16 protein-coding genes are annotated in these 15629 nt (G+C 72.0%); 9 read left to right on the forward strand and 7 right to left on the reverse strand.

Annotated elements, in window-relative coordinates:
* Nucleotide 1: 1 nt before the first annotated feature.
* Nucleotides 2-874, reverse strand: coding sequence for a bile acid:sodium symporter family protein (locus GQQ93_RS14920; RefSeq protein ID WP_157425034.1), 873 nt, complete (start codon nt 872-874; stop codon nt 2-4).
* Between the two features lie 122 nt (nt 875-996).
* On the opposite strand from GQQ93_RS14920, the gene GQQ93_RS14925 reads away from it, so the two are divergent.
* The 3 genes from GQQ93_RS14925 to GQQ93_RS14935 all read left to right on the forward strand — a co-directional run bounded on the left by GQQ93_RS14925 (nt 997) and on the right by GQQ93_RS14935 (nt 5964).
* Nucleotides 997-1572 (forward strand): GNAT family N-acetyltransferase, encoded by a 576-nt coding sequence (locus GQQ93_RS14925; protein WP_157425035.1) that lies wholly within the window; start codon nt 997-999, stop codon nt 1570-1572.
* Nucleotides 1573-1708: 136 nt separating this feature from the next.
* A complete protein-coding gene (locus GQQ93_RS14930; protein WP_157425036.1) occupies nt 1709-4906 on the forward strand; it encodes a glycosyl hydrolase family 95 catalytic domain-containing protein in 3198 nt (1065 codons plus the stop codon).
* Between the two features lie 113 nt (nt 4907-5019).
* Nucleotides 5020-5964, forward strand: a complete 945-nt coding sequence (locus GQQ93_RS14935; RefSeq protein WP_157425037.1) for a prenyltransferase/squalene oxidase repeat-containing protein — start codon at nt 5020-5022, stop codon at nt 5962-5964.
* Nucleotides 5965-6027: 63 nt separating this feature from the next.
* Here GQQ93_RS14935 and GQQ93_RS14940 read toward each other — a convergent pair whose 3' ends face one another.
* A complete protein-coding gene (locus tag GQQ93_RS14940) occupies nt 6028-7017 on the reverse strand; it encodes a DUF5937 family protein (protein ID WP_157425038.1) in 990 nt (329 codons plus the stop codon).
* A gap of 105 nt (nt 7018-7122) precedes the next feature.
* On the opposite strand from GQQ93_RS14940, the gene GQQ93_RS14945 reads away from it, so the two are divergent.
* Nucleotides 7123-7509 carry a cupin domain-containing protein gene (locus GQQ93_RS14945; RefSeq protein WP_246192352.1) on the forward strand — a complete coding sequence of 129 codons (387 nt, stop codon included), beginning with the start codon at nt 7123-7125 and terminating at the stop codon, nt 7507-7509.
* A gap of 52 nt (nt 7510-7561) precedes the next feature.
* Nucleotides 7562-7852: a DUF4287 domain-containing protein gene (locus GQQ93_RS14950; protein WP_157425039.1), complete on the forward strand. Its 291-nt coding sequence runs from the start codon at nt 7562-7564 to the stop codon at nt 7850-7852.
* A 24-nt stretch (nt 7853-7876) separates the two neighbouring features.
* Here the strand turns inward: GQQ93_RS14950 and GQQ93_RS14955 are convergent, their stop codons facing one another.
* Nucleotides 7877-8863: a CPBP family intramembrane glutamic endopeptidase gene (locus tag GQQ93_RS14955; RefSeq protein WP_246192353.1), complete on the reverse strand. Its 987-nt coding sequence runs from the start codon at nt 8861-8863 to the stop codon at nt 7877-7879.
* Between the two features lie 143 nt (nt 8864-9006).
* Between GQQ93_RS14955 and ectB the strand changes: the two genes are divergently transcribed.
* Together ectB and GQQ93_RS14965 are read left to right on the forward strand one after the other, a co-directional pair.
* Entirely contained in the window at nt 9007-10281 is a 1275-nt protein-coding gene (ectB, locus tag GQQ93_RS14960) for a diaminobutyrate--2-oxoglutarate transaminase (RefSeq protein ID WP_157425040.1), read from the forward strand.
* A gap of 19 nt (nt 10282-10300) precedes the next feature.
* The gene (locus GQQ93_RS14965; protein WP_157425041.1) at nt 10301-10693 is read left to right on the forward strand and encodes a CHY zinc finger protein; all 393 of its coding nucleotides are present in this window, start codon (nt 10301-10303) and stop codon (nt 10691-10693) included.
* Here the strand turns inward: GQQ93_RS14965 and GQQ93_RS14970 are convergent.
* A complete protein-coding gene (locus GQQ93_RS14970; RefSeq protein ID WP_157425042.1) occupies nt 10624-12093 on the reverse strand; it encodes an aminotransferase class I/II-fold pyridoxal phosphate-dependent enzyme in 1470 nt (489 codons plus the stop codon). The genes GQQ93_RS14965 and GQQ93_RS14970 overlap by 70 nt on opposite strands.
* Before the next feature lie 92 nt (nt 12094-12185).
* Between GQQ93_RS14970 and GQQ93_RS14975 the strand changes: the two genes are divergently transcribed.
* Nucleotides 12186-13076, forward strand: a complete 891-nt coding sequence (locus GQQ93_RS14975; protein ID WP_157425043.1) for a LysR family transcriptional regulator — start codon at nt 12186-12188, stop codon at nt 13074-13076.
* 33 nt (nt 13077-13109) lie between these two features.
* Here GQQ93_RS14975 and GQQ93_RS14980 read toward each other — a convergent pair whose 3' ends face one another.
* The 3 genes from GQQ93_RS14980 to GQQ93_RS14990 form a co-directional block, all read right to left on the reverse strand.
* Nucleotides 13110-13574: a recombinase family protein gene (locus tag GQQ93_RS14980; protein ID WP_157425044.1), complete on the reverse strand. Its 465-nt coding sequence runs from the start codon at nt 13572-13574 to the stop codon at nt 13110-13112.
* A 121-nt stretch (nt 13575-13695) separates the two neighbouring features.
* Entirely contained in the window at nt 13696-14499 is an 804-nt protein-coding gene (locus GQQ93_RS14985) for an alpha/beta fold hydrolase (RefSeq protein WP_157425045.1), read from the reverse strand.
* Between the two features lie 70 nt (nt 14500-14569).
* The gene (locus GQQ93_RS14990; protein WP_157425046.1) at nt 14570-15109 is read right to left on the reverse strand and encodes a bifunctional nuclease family protein; all 540 of its coding nucleotides are present in this window, start codon (nt 15107-15109) and stop codon (nt 14570-14572) included.
* Nucleotides 15110-15248: 139 nt separating this feature from the next.
* Here GQQ93_RS14990 and GQQ93_RS14995 point away from each other — a divergent pair, with 139 nt between their 5' ends.
* Nucleotides 15249-15629, forward strand: a complete 381-nt coding sequence (locus tag GQQ93_RS14995; RefSeq protein ID WP_157425047.1) for a DUF2255 family protein — start codon at nt 15249-15251, stop codon at nt 15627-15629.

The raw sequence follows: 15629 nt of genomic DNA on the forward strand, positions 1-15629 counted from the left end.
CTCAGGCAGGCACCGCGACCGACGCGGGCTTCTTCTCGCGGATGAGGAACCCGAACGCGAGCGCGACGAAGAACATCAGCACGCCGTACACCGCCGCGGGCAGGCTCATCTCGACACTGCCGATGACGGTCTGCGCGATGACGATCGCGAGGGTCGCGTTGTGGATGCCGATCTCGAAGGAGCTCGCGACCGACTGCGCGCGCCCGACGCGCAGCAGCCGCGGCACCGCGAACCCGACGGCGAGGCTCAGCACGCAGAACAGCACGGTGATGAGCGCGAGCGTTCCGGCGTTCGCGAGGAGCAGCTCGAGGTTCGTCGCGATCGCACCGGCGATGACGACGACGAGGATGACCACGGAGGCGATGCGCACGGGCTTGTCCATGCGATCGGCGAAGGCCGGCTTCCACCACCGCACGAGCATGCCGAGCACGACCGGGCCGAGCACGATCGCGAACACCTCGATCGTCTTCGCGAACTGCAGCCCGAGCGCGTCGTCGCCCGGCAGGAAGTAGGCGATCGCGAGGTTCGTGATGAGCGGCAGCGTGAACACCGCGAGCACCGAGTTCACGGCCGTGAGCGAGATGTTGAGCGCGACGTCGCCGCGGAAGAGGTGGCTGTAGAGGTTCGCGGTCGTGCCGCCGGGGGATGCCGCGAGCAGCATCATGCCCACCGCCAGCACCGGCGGCAGCTGGAAGAGGAGCACCAGTCCGAGGCAGATGAGCGGCAGCAGCACGAGCTGGCAGGCGAGGGCGACGAGCACCGCCTTCGGCTGCTTCGCGACGCGGGTGAAGTCTCGCGGGGTGAGCGAGAGCCCGAGGCCGAACATGATGATGCCGAGCGCGACGGGCAGCCCGATCGTGGTCAAAGGACCCATGTGGTGATCACTCCTTCGTGATGACGGTGAGAGACAGTCTCGTGGACGCGCGGGCCGCTGTCACCAGCGAATTCCCGGTGCCGGAACGGGCCCGTGTCTGCGGGCGGTGGCAGGCTTGGTGCATGGCGATCGAAGTGCGGCCCGCGACGGTGTACGACGACGTCGCAGCGGTGATCGGGCCGAAGAAGCCGACGTCGAACGTGTGCTTCTGCCTGAGTTACCGGCTGCGCGCGTCGAAAGAGAATCTCGCCCTCGTCGGCCCCGCCCGCGGCGAGCGCGTGCGCGAACTGTGCGCGCAGACTCCCCCGCCGGGGGTGCTCGCCTACGACGGCGACGAACCCGTCGGGTGGGCTGCGGTGCATCCGCGTGCCGACACCGCCTTCGCGACGAACCGCAAGATCCCGCACGTCGACGAGCTCGACGTGTGGTCGGTCTGGTGCTTCCGCGTGCGCCCCGGCCATCGCGGCGAGGGCATCGCGCACCATCTGCTCGCCGGAGCGGTCGAGTTCGCACGGGCGAACGGCGCACCCGCGATCGAGGGCTACCCGGTCGACAACCGGGGAGCGAAGGTCGACCTCACGATGGCGTACGTCGGCACCCGCCGCTTGTTCGAGCAGGGCGGGTTCACGAAGGTCGCCGACACCGATTCGGTGCTCAACCGCTTTCCGCGCGTGCTGATGCGACTCGATCTCGCCTGAACCGGGCAGCTCGAACACCGGGGCTATACATCCGATCTTTAATCGGGCAGGATGAGCGACAGTCGCAGATTCACGATGAATCGCGACCATTCCGTACCGAAACACCAGATCAATGATGCTCCGGAGGTTCCCCCGCATGCTCGAACGCGAGATTCCGCGCCGTCGCGCCCTACAGCTCGGCGGGCTCGTCGCCCTGGCCCCGCTCGTGCCCCAGTTCCTCGCCGCCCAGCCCGCCGCCGCGCTCGTCGGCGCCCGGGCCACCGCCGCCGCAGGAGGGGGCATCCCGATTCCCGAACTCTCACCGAAGTCGCTCTGGTACGGCACCCCCGCCACCGACTGGGAGACGCAGGCGCTTCCGATCGGCAACGGCCGCCTGGGGGCGATGCTCTTCGGCAACCCCGACGAGGAGGTCGTGCAGTTCAACGAGCAGAGCCTCTGGGGCGGCCTCAACGACTACGACAACGCGCTCGCCGGCAAACCCGACGGCGCCTACGACACGAGCGTGACCGGCTTCGGCTCGTACCGCGACTTCGGCACCCTCACGATCGGATTCGGCGCGCGCCCGAAGGTCACCGCGCCGGGCGGCCCCTACAAGATCTGGGGCGCCGAAGACGTCGACAAGAGCTACGACGGCAACAGCCAGACGAAGTGGTGCATCGACGGTCCGCCCGCCCACGTGCTGTGGCAGGCCGAACTGCCGGCAGCGGCCGTGGTCACGTCGTACAGCCTGACGAGCGCGAACGACGTGCCCGCGCGCGACCCGCAGGAGTGGCGGGTGCTCGGTTCGAACGACGGCAGCACCTGGGCGACGCTCGACGCGCGCACCGGGGCGCCGTTCGAGCAGCGCTTCCAGACGAAGACCTACGAGTTCCAGAATGCGAACGCCTACCGCTTCTACCGCATCGACTTCGTGCCCAAGGCGGGCGTGAGCCACTTCCAGCTCTCCGAGATCGGGCTCGGCGGCGTCGAACTGGCGCAGGGCGGCAGCGTCTACATCTCGTCGCCCACGGGTCACGCCGATTCGCTCATGGGCAGCATCGACGGCGAGGCATCCACCGTCTGGCAGGTCGCCGACGCGGGGCCCGGCGCCGCGTGGCAGCTCGAGCTCGGCGCAAAGCGCGCGCTCACCGGCTACGTGCTGACGAGCGCGCCCGACGTGCCCGAGGCCGACCCGCGCGAGTGGGTGCTCGCGGCCTCGAACGACGGCGTCACCTGGAAGACGCTCGACACGAAGTCGGGCGTCGCGTTCGCCGCGCGCGGCGAGGCGAAGAGCTTCGCCTTCGCCAACTCGACCGCGTACTCGCACTACCGGCTGACGTTCACGGCTCCGGGCGCGTTCCGCCTCGCCGGGGTCGCCTTCACGGGCAGCGGCTACACGACCCGCGGACAGCGCGCGGTCGTCGGCTACCGCCGGGCGCTCGACCCCACGGTCGGCGTGCACTCCGCGCACTTCGCGACCGTCGCAGGCACGGTGCTGCGCGAGGCCTTCGCGAGCCGTGAGGCCGACGTCGTCGTGCTGCGGTACACGAGCGACACCGCAGGCGCACTGACCGGCACGATCGCCCTGGTCTCCGAGCAGGAGAACTCGCCGACCACGGTCGACGCGGCGGCCCGTCGCCTCGGCTTCGCGGGCACGATGGCCAACGACCTCAGCCACGCGGCGACGGTGCGCATCGCCGACACCGACGGCGACGTCACCGTCGACGGCGCGGGCCTCCGCGTGACCGGGGCGTCCACCATCACGCTCCTCCTCGACGCCCGCACCGACTACAAGCTCAGCGCCGCCGACGGCTGGCGCGGCGCCGCACCGCAGCCCGGCATCGACGCCGCGCTCGAGGCGGCCGGCGCGCGGAGCTTCGACGAGCTGCGCGACGAGCACGTCGCCCAGGTCTCGAAGCTCATGTCGCGTGCCGCGGTGCAGTGGGGCGAGACGGATGCCTCGGTGCTGGCGCTGCCCACGACCGCGCGCCTCGCGCGCTACGGCGCGGGCGAGGCCGACCCGACGCTCGAGCAGTCGATGTACGACTTCGGCCGCTACCTGCTGCTGAGCTCCTCGCGCCCCGGCGGGCTGCCCGCCAACCTGCAGGGCCTCTGGAACAACTCGAACCAGCCGGCGTGGGCGAGCGATTACCACACCAACATCAACGTGCAGATGAACTACTGGGGCGCCGAGACGACCGACCTGCCCGAGTCGCACGAGGCGCTCGTCGCGTTCGTGCAGCAGGTCGCGGTGCCGAGCCGGGTCGCCACGCGCAATGCCTTCGGCGAGAGCACCCGCGGCTGGACGGCCCGCACCTCGCAGAGCATCTTCGGCGGCAACTCGTGGGAGTGGAACACCGTTGCGAGCGCCTGGTACATGCAGCACGTGTACGAGCACTGGGCGTTCACGCAGGACAAGACGTACCTGCGCGACGTCGCCTACCCGCTGATCAAGGAGATCTGCGAGTTCTGGGAGGACCGCCTGAAGGAGCTGCCCGACGGCACCCTCGTGGCGCCCGACGGCTGGTCGCCCGAGCACGGCCCCCGCGAAGACGGCGTCATGTACGACCAGCAGATCATCTGGGATCTCTTCCAGAACTACCTCGACTGCGCCGACGCCCTCGACATCGACGCCGAGTACCGGGCGACGGTCGCCGAGCTGCAGTCCCGCCTGGCGCCGAACAAGATCGGCAGCTGGGGCCAGTTGCAGGAGTGGCAGGCCGATCGCGACAGCCCGACCGACATCCACCGCCACACCTCGCACCTCTTCGCGGTGTACCCGGGCCGGCAGATCACGCCCGAGTCGGCCGAGCTCGCGGCGGCGGCCCTCGTGTCGCTCAAGGCGCGCTGCGGCGAGAAGGAGGGCGTGCCGTTCACGGCGGGCACGGTCTCGGGCGACAGCCGTCGTTCGTGGACGTGGCCGTGGCGCACCGCGCTCTTCGCGCGGCTCGGCGATGCCGAGCGCGCCGGCATCATGCTGCGCGGCCTGCTCACCTACAACACGCTGTCGAACCTGTGGTGCAACCACCCGCCGTTCCAGCTCGACGGCAACTTCGGCATCACGGGCGCGATCGCCGAGATGCTGCTGCAGAGCCACGACGGCGTCATCCGGCTGCTGCCGGCGCTGCCCGCCGACTGGGCGGCCTCTGGCTCGTTCACGGGGCTCCGCGCCCGCGGCGGCTACTCGGTGAGCTGCGAGTGGCGCGACGGCGAGGTCGTCTCGTACGACGTCGTCGCCGACCGCGCCCCGAACATGTCGAACGTCACGGTCGTGATCGACGGCGAGCGGCGCAAGGTGAAGCCCGCGAACCCGAAGAACGGCAAGCCCATGCGCGAGCTCGGCCGGGCCGGCTGAGCCGCACTGCGGGTTCGTGAGCGAGGATGCCCCGGGCGAGAGCCCGGGGCATCCTCGTTCGTTGCGGGGGTGAAGGGCTCGCGGCGGCCGCGTCGATGCGCGAACATGGCGGCATGGACGTCATCGCCTGGCTGCTCGACGCCGACCCCGCGATCCGCTGGCAGGTACTGCTCGACCTGCAGGACGACGCCGACGGCGCCGCGGCCGAGCGGGCCCGCGTCGCCACCGAGGGCTGGGGTGCGAGGCTCCTCGCCCTCCAGGACGCCGACGGGTACTGGGGCGGCGAGGAGTACGGCGAGAAGGGCGACCGCCGCAGCACGATCTGGACGCTGCAGCTGCTGCGCCGGCTCGGCGTCGACCCCGAGGCATCCGCCGTGCGCGCCGCGATCGCCCGCGTGCGCGACGGCGTGGTGTGGCGCCGACACGGCGACCTGCCCTTCTTCCACGGCGAGGTCGAGGAGTGCGCGAACGGCGGCGTGCTCGCGCTCGCCTCGTACTTCGGCGTGCTCGGCGAGGGCAGCGACCGCATGGTGGCACGCCTCCTCGACGAGCAGCTCCCCGACGGCGGCTGGAACTGCGAGCCTCGCGAGGAGTCCGAGCGCTCGTCGTTCGACTCCACGATCTGCGTGCTCGAAGGGCTGCTGGCCTACGAGCAGGCGGTCGGCGACGACACCTCCGACGGCGACGCCTCCGCGGTGAGCGCGGCGCGGCGCCTCGGCGAGGAGTACCTGCTCGAACGGAACCTGTTCCGGCGCCGTTCGACCGGGGAGATCGTGCTGCCCCGCTATGCGAACCTCGCGTTCCCGCCGTACTGGTTCTACGACGTGCTGCGCGCCCTCGATCACTTCCGGGCGGCAGGCACGGCGCCCGATGCCCGCATCTCCCCCGCGGTCGACCTCCTGCTCGCGCAGCGCGCCGACGACGGACGATGGCGCGCGGGCATGCCATGGCACGGCGAGGTCCACTTCGCCGTCGACGCCCCCGAGGGCGAGCCGAGCCGGTGGAACACGCTGCGCGCGCTGCGCGTCCTGCGCTGGATCGACGCCGCCGCGGCCTGAGGCATGGAGCCTCGAGACGCGGCGAGCCGCCGCCGCAGCGGCGACCCGCTGAAGGCCGGCTGATCAGAGCATCGCGCCGACCAGCGCCTCCCCGAGCGGCGTGCGCAGGTGGAGCATCCGCGCCCCGTCGCGGGTCGAGACGATGAGCCCGCCCTCGCGCAGCACCGCGAGGTGGTGCGACGCCGTCGACACCGCGATGCCGTGATCGGCGGCGACCTGCGAGGTGGTTCGGGCGTCGCGTGCGGCGAGCAGGATCGCGGCACGGGCGGGTCCGATGAGCGCACCGAGCGCCGACGCGGTCGCTCCGGGGTCGCGTGCCCAGGTCTCGGTCACGCCCTGGGCGGGGTAGAACACGGTGGGCTGCGCGGGCGGCTCGGTGAGCACCATGCATCCGTACGACGACATGACCGAGGGCACGAGCACGAGCCCGCTGCCGCGACAGTCGAGCACTTCGTGGTGGAGGCGCAGTCCCACGCGCACGGCGTTCTCGTGCCAGACGATCGAGGGGTGCAGCTCGCCGGCCATCGCGGCGATGCCGGCGGTCGCCACCCGGCGCGATCGCACCGCGATGTCGGCGCGCAGCAGCCGCTCGAGCTGGGTCCACACCGGGGCGAGCACCGCGGCCCACACCTCGACCCAGGCGTCGGCGATCATCGCCCGCGCCCGCTCGGGCTCGGCGATCATCCGCAGGATCGCCTGCTGCCTCGCCCCGCTCGAACGCGGCACCATCTTGTGCAGGTCGACGAGCATCGGCGCGACCGGCGCCGCTCGGAGGCGCGCCGCCTCCTCATCGGGTTCGAGATCCCAGCCGGGCTCGGAGGTGAGGAAGTCGGGCATGTAGCCGTCGACCCCGATGAGCACGGCGAGCAGCTCGAAGGGTTCGCGCGGCAGGCGCCCGCGCACCGCTCGCAGCCAGCCCCACTGCAACGGATGCTCGGCCGGGCGCTGCAGCACGCGCACCGCGTGGCAGAGCTCGTGCCCCGGCGAGATGCCGAACCTGATCGCCGAGATATCCCCGGGGGCGAGTCCGAACTCCACGAAGTTTCGATTCACATCGAAACTCTAACGCTCGGGGATGCCTCGGGCGGAGGCTGTTCGCAGATCGAACCGGGGCGGTGCCGAGGCATCCGGCCCCTCGAACCGAACGAAGGAGCCACCGTGAACGCCGCCGAGATCACCCTCTCCCCCACCATGACGCCGCCCGAGACCCCGCGGGTCGTCTCCGCCGACGAACTCCGCATCGGCAGCGGCCGCACCCGCCGCTTCGTCGGCCTCGAGCACGGCGCGCGCATCTCGTACTTCTTCGTCGACAACGAGCCCGGCGAGGGCCCCGACCTGCACTGGCACCCCTACGCCGAGACGTGGATCGTGCTCGAGGGCATCGCGCGCATCACGGTCGGCGACACCGAGCTGATCGCCCGCGCCGGCGATACCGCGACGGCGCCGGCCGGAGTGTGGCACGGTTTCAAGAACGCCGGAGAGGGACGGCTGCAGCTCATCGGCATCCACGCTGCCGAGACCATCGTCCAGACCTGGGCCGACTAGCCCCGACCACGAGCACCACCGCACCACCGACCACCACCGAAGGAGCATCCGCATGTCGTTCCAGGCCTACCTCGACAACATCGAGACGAAGACCGGGCTCACCCCGCGCCAGCTCGTCGACCTCGCGCACGAACGCGGCTTCGACGAGACCACCAAGGCGACCCCGATCGTCGCCTGGCTCGCCGAGGACTACGGTCTCGGTCGCGGCCACGCGATGGCGCTCGTGCACGTCATCACGAAGGGCCCGCAGATCAGCGCCAAGCACGTCGGCACCGACGGCGTGCACCGTGACGCCACCGACACCCTCTGGCTCGACGGCAAGGCGACGAACCCGAACCCCTGACGTTGCGCGGCGGCGCGGCCCGGTTCAGCCGAGCCGCGCCGCGAGCCGCGAGCCGCGGAACTGCCCCACCGCGGCGAGCAGCACGATCAGCACGGCGAACACCCCGCAGGTGATGACCCCGAGCGGGCTCGCGAGCCACGCCTCGGGGGTCGGCGAGCCGGCGGCGATCACGAGCGCGCCGAGCCCCGCCGAGGCGTTGAAGGCGCCGTGCGCGAACACCGCGGGCCAGACCGAGGCCGTTCGGAGCCTGGTCCAGCCGAGCAGCACGCCGAAGAGGGTGCACGCGAGCATCATGAGCAGCACCCCGGTGCCGTCGGTCAGGCCGTAGTTGTAGCCGAGCAGGATGAGCGGGCTGTGCCAGAAACCCCAGAACGCCCCCGAGAGCAGCAGGGCCGGCCACACCCCGAGCGGGCGCAGGGCGGGCAGCAGCCACCCGCGCCAGCCGACCTCCTCGCCGAATGCGAGCGGGGCGTTGATGAGCGCCCCGACCGGGATCATCATGAACTGGGCCGCGACCACGAGACCCATGGGCGGCAGCGGCTGGCCCGGCGGCAGCTGTGCGGCGATCAGCTCGGTGAATCCCGAGAAGCCGACGAGGTCGAACTCCGCGAGCCCGAGCACCCCGACCACGACGAGCCCGGCGCCGACGATGAGCGGCATCGCGACGATCATCGCGAGGCTCGTGCCGATGGTGCGGCCGACCGGCCGCAGCGGCCACATGCCGAGTTCGCGCAGGATGTCACGTGCAGGGCGCCGGCCGCGGAGCATCCCGTCGACGACGATCGCGACGAACGTCGCCGCAGCCGGCGTCAGCATCATCGCCATCGCGATGAGCGGCAGCAGCGGGTCGTGGAGCCCCTGCCCGCGCGCCCACAGGGGTGCTGCGACGAGCCAGGCGAGCCCGCACGACACGACCGCGAACACGCCGACGGCCACCCACGGCACGCGCGCGCGCGGCTCGGGCTGCGGTGCGATGTCGGCTGCGGCTCGGGTCTCGATCTTCTCGCTCACCCGCCTCACGCTACCGAGCGCCGCCCCGCGGAGGATCCGCCGTGCGAGGGAGATCCTCCACAGGGGGTGCGGCGTTCTCCCGACAAGAAGGCCGTAGGCTCGATGGCACCGCCATTCCCGAGCTGCAGAGGAGTCAGCCAGCCATGAGCGACGCCGCGAACCTTGACGTCTTCAACCGCCGCGAGTCCGAGGTGCGTGGCTACGTGCGCTCGTTCCCGACCGTGTTCGACCGCGCGATCGGGTCGACGTTGATCGGCGCCGACGGCCGGGAGTACCTCGACTTCTTCGCGGGCGCCGGCGTCCTCAACTACGGGCACAACAACCCGCTGTTCACGCGTGCGCTCATCGAGTACCTCGAACGCGACGGCATCATCCACGGGCTCGACATGGCGACCTCGGCCAAGCAGGCGTTCATCGAGGCGTTCGAGCGGCACATCCTCGAGCCGCGCGGCCTCGACCACAAGCTGCAGTTCACCGGCCCGACCGGGGCCAACGCCGTCGAGGCGGCGCTCAAGGTCGCCCGCCAGGCGACCGGCCGTTCGACGGTCGTGGCGTTCACGAACGCGTTCCACGGGCTCAGCCTCGGCGCGCTCGCCGCGACCGGCAACAGCCACTACCGCGAGGCCGCGGGCGTCTCGCTCGACGACATCGTGCGCCTCCCCTACGACGGCTACCTCGGCGACGGCGTCGACACGCTCGACCTGTTCGAGAAGATGCTCGGCGACCCCGGTTCGGGCCTCGACCTGCCGGCCGCCGTCATCGTCGAAGCGGTGCAGGGCGAGGGCGGCATCAACGTCGCGAGCGTGCCGTGGCTCCAGCGCCTCCGCGCGATCACGGCAGAGCGCGGCATCCTGCTCATCCTCGACGAGATCCAGGCGGGCGTCGGCCGCACGGGCGCGTTCTTCGCGTTCGAGGCCGCAGGCATCGTGCCCGACCTCGTCACCGTCTCGAAGTCGATCTCGGGCTCGGGCCTGCCGATGTCGCTCGTGCTCCTGCGCCCCGAGGTCGACGTGTGGAAGCCCGGCGCCCACACCGGCACCTTCCGCGGCAACAACCTCGCCTTCGTCTCGGCGCGCGTCGCCCTCGAGAACTACTGGGCCGACGACGAGTTCGTCGACACGATCGCCCGCACCTCGTCGGTGCTCGCAGCAGAGCTCGAGGAGATCGCCGCGGCGAACCCCTCGCTCGGCCTCACGGTGCGCGGCCGCGGCCTCATGTACGGCCTCGTCTGCGAGGGCGACCCCACGCTCGCCGGCCGCATCTCGAAGGCGGCCTTCACGCGAGGCCTCGTCATCGAGACCTCGGGCGCCCACGACGAGGTGCTGAAGTTCCTGCCCGCGCTCACGATCGGCGAGGACGAGCTGCGTCGCGGCCTCGCGATCGTGCGCGAGAGCCTCGCCGCAGTGCTCGCGGCCTGATCGGGCGATCGTCGACGGCATGACCGAGACGGATGCCCCGGGCACGCTCCGCGTGCTCGGGGCCACCGTCGACGACGAGACCCGGTGCGTGCACTACCGCACCGAGCTCGACATCGTCGCGATCCGCTTCGCGTGCTGCGGCGAGTACTACCCCTGCCACGCCTGTCACGAGGAGGCCGCGGGCCATCCCGCCGAGCAGTGGCCGCTCGCCGAGCGCGGGCGCGAGGCGGTGCTCTGCGGCGTGTGCCGCGCCGAGCTGACGATCGACGCCTACCTCGCGGCCGACGCGTGCCCGGCGTGCGGCTCGCGCTTCAACGAGCGGTGCCGGCTGCACACGCACCTCTACTTCGAGACCGAGGCGCCCACGACCCGCAGCGTCGCGAGCGAGGGGTCGACCGCACCGCGCACGTAGCCGCCGGGGGTCGCGGCGATGCGCTGCAGGAACTCGACGACCTCGGCCGTGATCACCTCGCCCGGCAGCACGTTGGGGATGCCGGGCGGGTACGCGGCGAGCGCGTCGGTCGACACCCGACCGATCGCGTCGGCGGTCGGCACGGCCTCGCCCGCGGCGAAGAACGCGTCGCGGGGCAGCATCGCGAGGGGGCCCGGCTCGGGCAGGGCGACGGTCGCCTCCGCAGCGGCCGGCTCGCCACCGCCCTGTTCGGGCGCGAGCGCGTGCAGCGCCTCGACAATGCGGTCGACGTCGGGCACGACGCCCGCGCCGAGCACGGCGACGACGGCCGAGTCGGTGGCGATCTCGAAGGAGACGCCGTCGCGTTCGAGCCGGTCGCGCACGGTGTGGCCGTGCAGCCCGCCGCAGGCGACGTCGATCGAGACCCGCAAGGGATCGGCGTCGACGATGTCGGCGAAGTCGCCGAATCGGTCGCTCACGATGGCGAAGCGGCCGCGGCTCCGGATCTCGTCGCGCAGCCGGTCGGCGGCGCCGATGGACGCGGCGATGCGGGCCTCGCCGGTCTGCAGCGTCTCGCGCGCGAGGTCGAGCGAGGCGAGCAGCAGTGCACTCGCGCTCGTCGACTGGGTGAGGGTGAAGCCGCGCTCGACGAGCGGTTCGAGCTCGTCGGCGAAGGGCCCGTCGGCGAGGTGCAGCATGGCCGACTGGGTGAGGCTGCCGCCGAGCTTGTGCGTGCTCGAGATGACGAGGTCGGCGCCCTGGCGCACCGGGTTCTCGGGGAGATCGGGGTGGAAGCCGAAGTGCGCACCCCAGGCGGCATCGACGATGAGGGGGGCGCCCGCGGCATGCGCGACCTCGGCGATGGCGGGGATGTCGGCGACGGCTCCGAAGTAGCTCGGCGAGATGAGGTAGACCCCCTTGGGCCGCGCGACCCCGGCGAGCGCGGCACGGAGCACCTCGGGCGAGACGCCGTGGTTGATGCCGAGGACCGGATCGATCGAGGGCGAGACGAAGCTCGGCGAGAGCCCGGCGAGGATCACCCCGTCGGTGAACGAGGAGTGCGCGCTGCGCTGGCCGACGACGGGGTCGCCCGAGTCGCGGAACGCGCCGAGCGCGAGTGCGGCGATGCGGTTCGCCTGCGAGGCGCCGTTGGTGACGAACCACGTGCGCCGCGCGCTCCACGCCTCGGCGGCGAGCGTCAGCGCTTCGGCGAGCGGGTTGCCCGGACCCTTGTCGATGCCGGCGAGCAGCGGCGGCACGTCGCGTCGCAGCACCTCGGCGCCGAACCATTCGGTGAGCGCGGGGGCCGCTCCGGGGTCGGCCGCATGGCCGGGAACGTAGACCCGGGCCCGGTCGATCTCGGCGTAGCGGGCGACGGCGTCGGCGTAGGGAGTGGGCATGCCTCAAGCCTGCTCGATCGGGGATCGATACGGAATACCGATCCTTCTGGAATGATCGATAACCAGTATCGAACCCGTTCGAGGGAGGCGCGGTGATCGACCTCCGTCAGCTGCGTGCCCTGTGCGCGATCGCCGAACACGGCTCCGTGGCCGCGGCGGCTCGGGCGCTCGACTGGAGCCAGCCGACCGTGTCGCACCACCTCGCCGGGCTCGGCCGTGCCACGGGCGCCGTCGTCGTCGAGAGTTCGGCCGCAGGCACCTCGCTCACCACGGCGGGTCGCCTCTGGCTCCCGCACGCCTCCGCCATCGTCGATCGCGCCGACCGCGCGCTCGTCGAGGTCGCCGCGACCCTCGAGTCAGGGCGCCGCACCGTGCGCTTCGGCGTCTTCCCGACCGCGGCGGCCAGGCTGCTTCCGGGCCTCGTCGCGGCCCTCGACGCCGCCGGGCTCGTCCCCGACATCACGGAGGGTGAGCTCGACGTGCTCCACTCGGCGCTCGACCGGCTCGAGCTCGACGCCGCCGTGGTCTACGCCGCACCGGGGTCGCCCCGGCACGGCGGCCGTCGGTCCGGCTCGGGGGTGACGCGCACGCCGTTGTTCACCGAGCACTTCTCGCTCGTCGTGCCGTCCCTCCACCCGCTCGCCGGCTCCGCTGCGGTGCGGCTCGCCGAACTCTCGGGCGAACGCTGGGTGGTCGGCACGCTCGACGACGACCCGGTCGACGTCGCGTTCCGCTCGGCCGCCGTGCAGGCCGGATTCGAGCCGCTGCTCGGCCCCCGGAGCGACGACTACCGCGTCGTCGTCGAGTATGTGGCGGCCGGGCTCGGCCTCGCGTTCGTGCCCGAACTCGCCGTTCCCGTCGGCCGTGACGACCTCGTCGTGGTCGAGGTCGAGGGCCCGGTGCTCGCGCGCGAGGTCTCGCTCGCCACCGCACCGACCCTCGCCCCCGAACTGCGCGAGCTCATGGTGCGCGCACTCGCGTGACCGGCAGGTGCGGGTCGCCCGCGCCCACGAGGATCAGCCCAGTTCGGCCGCGCCCTGTTCGATCGCGGTGTCGGCGAGGTGCCGCGCCCCGTGGCTCAGCACCTTGACGACGACCCCGCGCCGGCGCAGCTCGCCGAGCGTGCGCAGCTCTTCGTCGACGTCGCGCCCCAACGCGTGCACGTTCGCCACGACGAGCACGTCGCCGCCGTGCAGGGTGCCGAAGAAGCGCGCGAGCCGCTGCTCCCACGATTCGCCGAGGTTCTCGGGGGCCGGGTAGCGGAAGTCGAGGATCTGCACCCCGAACGCGAGCAGGTCGTTCCGCTGCTCGAGGATCGGGGGCATGTCGTCGCGAGCGATGACCAGGCCGACGAGTCGTGAGCCCTCGGGCCGCGCCATCCACCAGTGGCCGTCGTGGCGCACCTCGACGAAGCACTCGGGGCACTCGGTCGGGGTGTGGGTCGACGGTCCCGTCTCGATCGTGGGATTCTCGTCGCTCATGGTCGTGCTCGCTCCTTGCAGGGTCGGCTTCATCGTACGCGTTCGGGCGGACATCGGGGCGGGAGGGCGCCCGCGCCTTGAGCTGACGACAGCGGGATGCGCCCGGTCGACGCCAGGCGTCTCAGTCCCTCGCGCCGAAGAACCCGATCGCCGCCTCGCGGAACACCCGCGACCCCGGCGCGTTGAAGTGATGGCGCCCGGGCAGCTCGACGAACTCGCCGTTCGGCGTCGCCGCAGCGAGGAGCCGCGACTCCTCGATGATCGCGTCCTTCGTGCCGGTCGCGAAGAGGATCCGCTGGCGCGGCGGCCTCGACACGTCGGGGTCGGCGTCGCCGCCGTGCCGCATGCCCTCGGCGAGCGCGATCAGCGCGAGCAGGTCGTTGCCCTCGACCCGTTCGGCCAGGGTCGCGTAGTTTCGCGTCACCGGGTCGTCGACGGGGGTGCCGTGCAGGGCGTACTCGCGCGCCTGCCCGATGTCGAGTCGCGCCAGCGGCCGTCCGTCGGGGATGCCGCCGAGCACGGCGCACTCGACGTGCTCGGGCGCCTGCACGGCGAGCTGCCAGCCCACGCGCGCGCCGAGCGAGTAGCCCGCGTAGCGCACGGTGTCGAGGAGGTAGGTGTCGAGCACGGTGACGAGGTCCTGCACGAGCGCCGACATCGCGTACTCGGCCGCCTCGCGCGGCTTGTCGCTCGCCCCGTGCCCGAGCTGGTCGACGCCGAGCACCCGGTACCCGGCGTTCAGGAGGTCGCGCACCCAACCGGTGTTCACCCAGTTGTCGCGGCAGCTCGATGCGAAGCCGTGCACCGCGAGCACCGTCGGCGACGACTCGTCGCCCCACGAGTACGTCGCGATGCGCCGCCCTTCCGCGGTCATCACGAACTGCGGGTCGGGCATTGCGGTCAGCTGCGGAAGCGAGGCATCCATGTCGGCCATTCTCCCGGTTCGCGGATGCCTCGCGCTGCACCTCGCTCGGTCGCGTCGCGCCGCCGCGGGCTCAGCCCTGGAAGTCCTCGGGGTCGACGTCGTCGAGGAACTCCTTGAACTCGGCGAGCTTCGCCTCGTCGTCGCGGCCCTCGTCGGCGCGGCCGCCCTCGGTCCCGCCGTCGTCCTCCCCCGCGAACTCGGCGGGGATTCCCGCGTCGTCGAGCACCTCGTCGGCGACGAAGATCGGCGCCGCGGCGCGCAGCGCCAGGGCCACCGCGTCCGACGGCCGCGCATCGACCACCTGCCGCCCGCTCGGGGTGGTGAGCGTGAGCTCGGCGTAGAAGGTGCCCGACTCGATGCGGGTCACGTCGACGCGCTCGATCCGCGCGTCGACGGTCGCGAAGAGCGTGGTGATGAGGTCGTGCGAGAGCGGTCGCGGCGCCCGCTCGCCCTCGAGGGCGATGAGGATCGAGGTCGCCTCCTGGGCGCCGATCCAGATCGGCAGCACCCGGGGAGCCCCGGGCTCGAGCTCGTCGTCGAGCGGCTTCAGCAGCACGAGGTGCTGCTGCGAGGCGTCGAGCGCGATACCGAGCACGCGGACCTGGACCATCTTTCGAGGGTAGGCGCGTTCACCGCTCGCCGACAGGGTGGTTCGCCGACGGGGTGGTACGCCGAGAGCGAGCACGCTGGCGCGGGTCCGCCGCCGGGCTCAGGATGGAACGATCCGGATCAGGCCGAAGGAGCACCGCATGACCGCATGGAACACCGACGAACTCGAGCGGATCGGCGCCGCCGAAGAGCTGAAGCTCGCCTCGTACCGCCCCGACGGCACGCTGCGCCCGTACGTCGTCATGTGGGTCGCCCGGGTCGGCGACGAGCTCTACACGCGCTCGGCGTACGGTCCCGACGCCGGCTGGTACCGGCGCGCCCTCGCGAGCGGCCGCGGTCGGATCCTCGCGGGCGGCGTCGAACGCGAGGTGCGCTTCGAACCAGGCGCCCCCGAGGCGAACGCGCCGCTCGACGCCGAGTACCACCGCAAGTACGACCGCTACGGCGAGAAGATCGTCGGCACGGTGGTCGGCGAGCACCGCTACGGCGTCACCGTGCGACTCGCCCCGTTCGAGGCGTAG

This window comes from Agromyces lapidis, assembly GCF_009749405.1.
Taxonomy (GTDB): domain Bacteria; phylum Actinomycetota; class Actinomycetes; order Actinomycetales; family Microbacteriaceae; genus Agromyces; species Agromyces lapidis.